Annotated in this window: 6 protein-coding genes and 1 pseudogene; all 7 read left to right on the top strand. The window is 73.0% G+C overall.

Annotation, left to right across the window (positions count from 1 at the left end; all coding sequences use genetic code 11):
• The coding region (locus tag DQW85_RS30655) for an aldehyde dehydrogenase (RefSeq protein WP_113703292.1) at positions 1-1331 on the top strand (1331 nt) is incomplete at its 5' end.
• Complete coding sequence (locus tag DQW85_RS30650) at positions 1324-2283, top strand: 3,4-dihydroxyphenylacetate 2,3-dioxygenase (RefSeq protein WP_113703291.1); 960 nt, start codon at positions 1324-1326, stop codon at positions 2281-2283. The genes DQW85_RS30655 and DQW85_RS30650, both read left to right, overlap by 8 nt.
• The gene (locus tag DQW85_RS30645) at positions 2276-3124 is read left to right on the top strand and encodes a fumarylacetoacetate hydrolase family protein (RefSeq protein ID WP_113703290.1); all 849 of its coding nucleotides are present in this window, start codon (positions 2276-2278) and stop codon (positions 3122-3124) included. Before DQW85_RS30650 ends, DQW85_RS30645 begins: the two co-directional genes overlap by 8 nt.
• A 48-nt stretch (positions 3125-3172) precedes the next feature.
• Entirely contained in the window at positions 3173-3805 is a 633-nt protein-coding gene (locus tag DQW85_RS30640; protein ID WP_113703289.1) for a TetR/AcrR family transcriptional regulator, read from the top strand.
• A gap of 140 nt (positions 3806-3945) precedes the next feature.
• The gene (locus DQW85_RS30635) at positions 3946-5418 is read left to right on the top strand and encodes an APC family permease (protein ID WP_113703293.1); all 1473 of its coding nucleotides are present in this window, start codon (positions 3946-3948) and stop codon (positions 5416-5418) included.
• A 44-nt stretch (positions 5419-5462) separates the two neighbouring features.
• Positions 5463-6953, top strand: a complete 1491-nt coding sequence (locus tag DQW85_RS30630) for an aldehyde dehydrogenase (protein WP_113703288.1) — start codon at positions 5463-5465, stop codon at positions 6951-6953.
• Positions 6950-7134 (top strand): annotated as a pseudogene (locus DQW85_RS30625) (hypothetical protein); the annotation flags it as partial. The gene DQW85_RS30630 and the pseudogene DQW85_RS30625, both read left to right, overlap by 4 nt.

The following is a 7134-nucleotide window of genomic DNA, read 5'->3' as shown; positions in this document are numbered from 1 at the left end:
GGCAGGCCGAGGCCGAGGCCGCCGTGGCCGCCGCCAAGGAGGCGTTCCCCGCCTGGGCGGCCACCCCGCGCGCCGGGCGGGCCCGCATCCTGCACGCCATCGCCGACGGCGTGGAGAAGCGGCTGGAGGACCTCGCGGGCGTCGAGACCGCCGACAACGGCGCGCTGCTGCGCTCTCACCGGCGCGGCGTCATGCCGAGGGTGGCGCACAACTTCCGCTTCTTCGCCGATCGGCTGCTGGAGCTGGACCACGAATCCTTCCTCACGCGCGGCCACACCAACCACGTCACCTGGGACCCGGCCGGTCCCTGCGTGCTCATCACGCCGTGGAACGCGCCACTGATGCTCGCCACCTGGAAGGTGGCCCCGGCCCTCGCCGCGGGCAACACCGTGATCCTCAAGCCGGCGGAGTGGTCACCGCTGACCGCGTCCCTGCTGGCCGACATCGCCGCCGACGCCGGGCTTCCCCCTGGCGTGCTCAACGTGGTGCAGGGATACGGCGCCGAGGCCGGGGCCGCCCTCGTCTCCCACCCGGACGTGCGGCGGATCAGCTTCACGGGGTCCGTGCCGACCGCCCGGCGGATCGCCCAGGCCGCCGCCGCCCACCTCACCCCGCTCAGCCTGGAACTGGGCGGCAAGTCGCCGCTCCTCGTCTTCGACGACGCCGACCTCGACCTGGCCGTGGACCTCGCCGTCGAGCAGTACGACAACGCGGGCCAGGTGTGCCTGGCCGCCACCCGCCTCCTCGTGCACTCCGCGATCGCGGAGGAGTTCACCCGCAGGTTCGCCGAGAGGGCGTCCGCGCTGGTGCGGGGCGACCCGCGCGACGAGGCCACGGACGTCGGGCCCAACATCCACCCACGCCAGCTGGAGAAGATCCACGGCTTCGTCCGGCGCGCGGTCGCCGCCGGTGCCCGCGCGGTGGTCGGCGGCGGTCCCGACACCGATCTCGGTGGCCTCCACTACCAGCCGACGCTGCTCACCGGTGTCACACAGGACAGCGAGATCGTCCAGGAGGAGGTCTTCGGCCCGGTCCTCACCCTCCAGACCTTCGACACCGAGGATGAGGCGGTCGCCCTGGCCAACGGCACCCGCTTCGGGCTGGCCGCGACCGTCGCCACCGGGGACCGCGAACGGGCCGAGCGGGTCGCCGCCCGGCTGGTGGCGGGGACCGTCTGGATCAACTGCTTCTTCGTCCGCGACCTCCGGGCGCCCTTCGGCGGCTCCCGCCAGTCGGGCATCGGCCGCGAGGGCGGCACCTGGAGCTTCGACTTCTACTGCGACCTCAAGAACGCCGTCACCGCACCGGAGGGATGGACGCGGCATGGGTGAAATCGTCGGGGCGGGCCTGCTGGCGCACGTCCCCACCATCGTGCTGCCCGAGGCCGAGCGCCTGGCGCTCAACGAGGGCAAGGAGATCACGCTCGTGACCGGCCTGCGGCGGCTGCGGCGCGAGGTCTTCGAGTCCGACGAGTACGACACCGTCGTGGTCCTCGACTCGCACTGGGCCACCACCGTGGAGTTCGTGATCACCGCCCAGCCGCGCCGGGCCGGCCTCTTCACCTCCGAGGAGCTGCCGCGTGGCATGTGCCGCATGCCGTACGACTTCCGGGGCGACCCCGAGCTGGCCCGCAACGTCGCGGGCTTCGCCGACGAGCACGGCACCTGGATCACGGCCGTCGACGACGAGTACCTGCCGATCTTCTACGCCACCGTCAACCTGTGGAAGTACCTCGGCGAGGGCCTGCCGGACAAGCGCTGGGTCACCATCGGCGTCTGCCAGACCGGCGACATGGAGGACCACCTGCGCCTCGGCCGGGCCCTCGCCGACGGCATCGCCGCCACGCCGGGCCGCAGGGTGCTGGTCATCGCCTCCGGCGCCCTGTCGCACACGTTCTGGCCGCTGCGCGAGCTGCGCGACCACGAGTCCAGCGACCCGCGCCACATCTTCACCCCCGAGGCGCGCGAGGCCGACCTCGAACGCATCGCGTGGTTCAAGGAAGGCAGGCACGACAAAGTGCTGCGGACCATGCCGGAGTTCTGGAAGCACCGGCCGGAGGCGCGTTTCTACCACTACCTGATGATGGCCGGCGCCCTCGGCGAGGAGCGCTGCGCCGCCCCGGCCCGCCAGTACGGCGAGTACGAGAACTCCATCGGCACCGGCCAGGCGCACCTGTGGTTCGACCGCCCCGCCACCGGCTGGACCAGTCACACGGAGACCGGTCACACGGAGACCGGACGCACGGAGACCGGACGCACAGAAAGGGAGCCCGAGCATGCCTGAGTACCGCCGCATCCTCCTGGACGGCGTGGCCGTCCAGGTGGTCCGCGAAGGCGGGGAACTGGTGGCCGCCGACGGCCGCCGGGTCGAGGCCGAGGGGGTGGCGCACCTGCCGCCGGTCGTGCCATCCAAGATCATCGCAGTGCACCTCAACCATCGCAGCCGGGTCGAGGAGTTCCGGATCGGCCTCCCCTCCACCCCCACCTACTTCCACAAGCCCACCTCCTCCCTCAACTCCCACAAGGGCGCCGTCGTGCGGCCCGAGGGCTGCAAGTGGCTCAACTACGAGGGTGAGGTGGCCATCGTCATCGGCCGGACCTGCCGCAACGTCTCCCCGGACGAGGCGGCCGACCACATCGCCGGCTACACCATCGCCAACGACTTCGGCCTGCACGACTTCCGCGACACCGACGCGGGCTCGATGCTGCGCGTCAAGGGCTCCGACACCCTGTGCCCGCTCGGCCCCGGGCTGGTCACCGGCTGGGACTTCCACGGCAAGCGCCTGCGCACGTACGTCAACGGCCGGCTCGCGCAGGACGGCTCGACCGCCGAGATGACCTGGGACATGCACTACCTCGTGGCCGACATCGCCCGCACCATCACCCTGTACCCCGGCGACGTGCTGCTGTCCGGCACCCCCGCCAACTCCCGGCCCGTCCGGCCAGGTGACGTGGTGGAGGTGGAGGTGGAGGGCCTCGGGAGGCTCGTCAACCACGTGGTCACGGGACCGGCGCCGATCCGCGCGGACGTGGGCGCCCAGCCCACCGAGTCGGAGGAGGTGGTGTCCACCGCGCTGGGCGGCGACTGGGAGTTCCGCGGCCTCCGCCCGCCCGTACGCACGTGACGCGTGCCCGGGGCCGGCCGGGCCGCGGAGGCGGGTAGGGTCGCTGCCATGACAGGACCCGCCGAGAGCGCCGCACCGCGCCGGCGCGGCAGGCGGGTCAACTACGGTGAGGGCCGCGAGGCGCTGCTGGCCGCCGCCGTGCGCGTCGTGGCGCGGGGCGGGCTGCGCCACCTCACCTACCGGGCCGTCGCCGAGGAGGCCGGGGTCACCCACGGCCTGGTCGCCCACCATTTCGGGTCACGCGACGCGTTGATCGAGGAGGCGCTGGCCCACGCGCTGCAGGTCAGCGTGAGCACCAGCGCGGTCGAGCCCGGCACGGGCAAGGTCGTCGACTTCGCGGCGGGGCTCTCCGCCATGGTGGAGGCCGACCCCGACACCCAGGCCTTCCAGTACGAGCTGCTCCTGGAGTCCCGGCGCAGGCCCGAGCTGCTGCCCCAGGTGCGCAGGCTGTACGACGTCTACTTCGGCGCGACCGAGCGCGAGCTGGAGCGGATGCTGCCCGGCGGCGTGCGCCCCGCCCTGGCCCGAGTGATCTTCGCGGCGCTGGACGGCCTCGTGCTGCACCAGCTCACCCTGGGCGGGCGCGAGTCCACCGAGGCCGCCCTCGACGAGCTGCGCTCCCTGCTGCGCCTGCTCGAAGCCGACCTCGAAGCCGACCTCGAAGCCGACGGCGAAGGCTGACCGCCGCGCCCACATGCCGCGCCCACATACGGGCGGCCGAAATCCGCACGCCCCCCTTGCCAAACGGATAGCCGCCCCCCACCATGAGATAACTCGTTTGGGATGAAACGAGATTTCCCGCCCCTGGACAGGTGATCCACGTGGACAGTCACACCGTCAACCACACGGCCGACCCCGGCACGACCCCCCAGGCCGCCCCCGTCGCCGGCAGGCTCAAGCCCAACGCCCTCGGTGTCCTGGGCATCCTGTTCTTCGTCCTGTCGGCGCAGGCGCCGCTGACCGGAGTCGCCGGAGCCGTCCCCATCGCCATCGCCCTGGGCAACGGGCCGGGCGCCCCAGCCGCGTACGCCGCCGCCGGACTGGTGATCCTGCTCTTCTCGGTGGGCTTCGTCGCGATGGGGCGGCACGTGGTGGACGTGGGGGCCTTCTACACCTACATCGGCAAGGGGCTCGGCCGGACCGCCGGCACCGGCAGCGCCGCGGTGGCGCTCTTCGCCTACTGCACGATCCAGGCGGCCATGTACGGCCTGTACGGCGTCATCGTGAGCGGCCTGGTCGCGCAGCACACGGGGCTGGACGCGCCATGGTGGGTGTGGACGCTCGTCACGATGGCGATCGTCCAGGTGCTCGGCTCCTCCGGGATCGAGATCGGGGCGAAGGTGCTGGCCGTCTTCGTGCTGGCGGAGTTCAGCATCCTGCTCGTCTTCGCCCTCGTCACGTTCGTCAAGGGCGGTGGGCCCGAGGGGCTCGGCTTCGCGCGGACCTTCTCGCCCGAGGCGGCCCTCCAGGGCGCTCCGGGCGTGGCGGTGATGTTCGCCGTGGCGTCGATGTTCGGCTTCGAGGCCACCGCGATCTACGGTGAGGAGGCGCGGGAGCCGCGCAGGACCGTTCCCCGGGCCACATACCTGTCCGTGGCCGTCGTCACGGTCTTCTTCGCCTTCACCTCCTGGATGCTGGTCTCCTCCTACGGCGCCTCGAAGGCCGCCGCGGCGGCCGGCAAGGCGCTGGAGAGCGGCGACTCCACCTCGTTCGTCTTCGCGCCGATCGCCGCCCAGTTCGGGCCCTGGGTCAACGACGTGCTGGCGGTCCTGCTCGCCACCTCGCTGTTCGCCGGCATCCTCGCCTTCCACAACTCCGCGAGCCGCTACCTGTACTCGCTCGGCCGCGAGGGGCTGCTGCCCAGCGGGCTGTGCGCGACCAACCGCCACCACTCGCCCTGGGCCGCGGGCGGCGCGCAGACCGCGCTCTCGGTGCTGCTGGTCGTCCCCTTCGCGCTGGCCGGCGCGGACCCGGTGCTGACCCTGTTCTCGTGGTTCAGCGGGGTGGCCGTGCTGGGCATGATGCTCCTCTACTTCCTGACCTCGGTCTCGGTGATCGTCTTCTTCCGCCGCGAGCGCCTCGACACCCGGCCCTGGAACACCCTGATCGCACCGGCCCTCGGCGCGCTCGGCATCGCGGGCGCCATCTGGCTGATCCTGGCCAACTTCGCCACCCTCATCGGCGGCGACACCGGGACGGCCGTCCGGCTCGCGCTCACCGTCCCGGCGGTGCTGGCCCTGGGGATCGTGGCGGCACGCTCGCTCCGCGGTCGCGCTGACCGCGCCGCACGCTGACGTCCCCCGTATCTCGGAATTCCGGAAACGACCTGAGGAGAGGGATGCTGGACGTCGGCCACGACGAGCTCCTCCGGCGCGCCAGGGCGCTGGACCTGCCGTCGGCGCACCACATCGGCGGGGTGGACGAGCCCGGCGGCGGATCCTCGTTCGCGGCGGTCTCGCCCCGCGACGGCCGGGTTCTGGGCGAGGTTCCGGACGCGGGGGCCGCCGAGGTGGACCTCGCGGTGACCGCCGCGCGCAGGGCGTTCGACTCCGGCCCGTGGCCGCGCCTGGCCCCCGCCGAACGGGGCCGCGTCCTGCTGCGCGTCGCCGGACTGCTGGAGGAGCGGCGCGAGGAGCTCGCGCTCACGGTCACGCTGGAGATGGGCAAGCCCGTCACCGACGCGTACGAGATCGAGCTGCGCGCCGCGATCGAGACCTTCCGCTGGTACGGCCAGCTCGCGGACAAGCTGACGGACGAGGCGCCCCACACCGCCCCGGACGCGCTCGCGCTCGTCACCCGCGAGCCGGCCGGGGTGGTGGGAGCTGTGGTGCCGTGGAACTTCCCGCTCACCCTCGCCTCCTGGAAGGTGGCGCCGGCGCTGGCCGCCGGGTGCGCGGTCGTGCTCAAGCCCTCGGAGTTCGCGCCGCTGTCGGCCCTGCTGCTCGGGCGGCTGGCGACCGAGGCCGGGCTGCCGCCGGGCGTCCTCAACGTCGTGACGGGTTACGGCCCGCGGGCGGGCCGGGCGCTCGGCCTCCACCCCGAGGTGGACGTGCTCGCCTTCACCGGCTCCACGGCGGTCGGCCGTCACTTCCTGCGCTACGCCGCCGACTCCAACCTCAAGCGCGTCTGGCTCGAACTCGGCGGCAAGTCGCCCAACATCATCCTCCCGGACGCCCCCGACCTGGACCTGGCCGCCGCCACGGCCGCCTGGGGGATCTTCTTCAACCAGGGCGAGATGTGCACGGCGCCCTCACGGCTGCTCGTCCACGCCTCCGTCGCCGAACGGGTCACCGACGCCGTCGTGGCGCGGGCGCGGGCGCTGCGGGTCGGCGACCCGCTCGACCCGGCCACGGAGATGGGCGCGCTGGTCAGCGAGGCCCACCTGGGGCGCGTACTCGGCCACGTCGAGGCCGGCGTCGGCGAGGGAGCGCGGTTGCGCGCCGGCGGCTCCCGCACCCTCACAGGCACCGGTGGCAGCTATCTGGAGCCCACGGTGTTCGACCGGGTCCGGCCCGGCGCGCGACTCTTCCGGGAGGAGGTCTTCGGGCCGGTCCTGGCCGTGACCGCCTTCGACGGCCTCGACGAGGCGATCGCGCTCGCCAACGCCGGTGACTACGGGCTGGCGGCGGGACTGTGGACCGCCGACCTGAGCACCGCGCACAAGGTCTCCCGCGCGCTGCGGGCCGGAACGGTCTGGGTCAACTGCTACGAGGAGGGCGACCTGACGGTGCCCTTCGGCGGGGTGAAGCAGTCCGGCAACGGGCGAGACAAGTCGGCGCACGCGCTGGAGAAGTTCACCGACCTCAAGACCACCTGGATCAGCCTGTGACCATCACCTCCACTCGCAGGGCCGCCCCGGCCGGGCGACGGCCGCTGATCGCGATACCGGCGCGCTTCGCCGCCTCCGCCTCCGCCCTGCGGTACGCCGCAGAGGTCAGCGCCCGCGCGCTGGTGGAGGCGGTCTGGCGGGCCGGGGGCGAGCCGGTGACCGTCCACCCGTACGCGCCGGG

The sequence above is a fragment of the Nonomuraea lactucae genome, from assembly GCF_003313395.1.
GTDB classification, from domain to species: Bacteria; Actinomycetota; Actinomycetes; order Streptosporangiales; family Streptosporangiaceae; genus Nonomuraea; species Nonomuraea lactucae.
The sequence above is the reverse complement of the archived record's forward strand: the minus strand, read 5'-3'. Positions and strand labels throughout refer to the sequence as shown.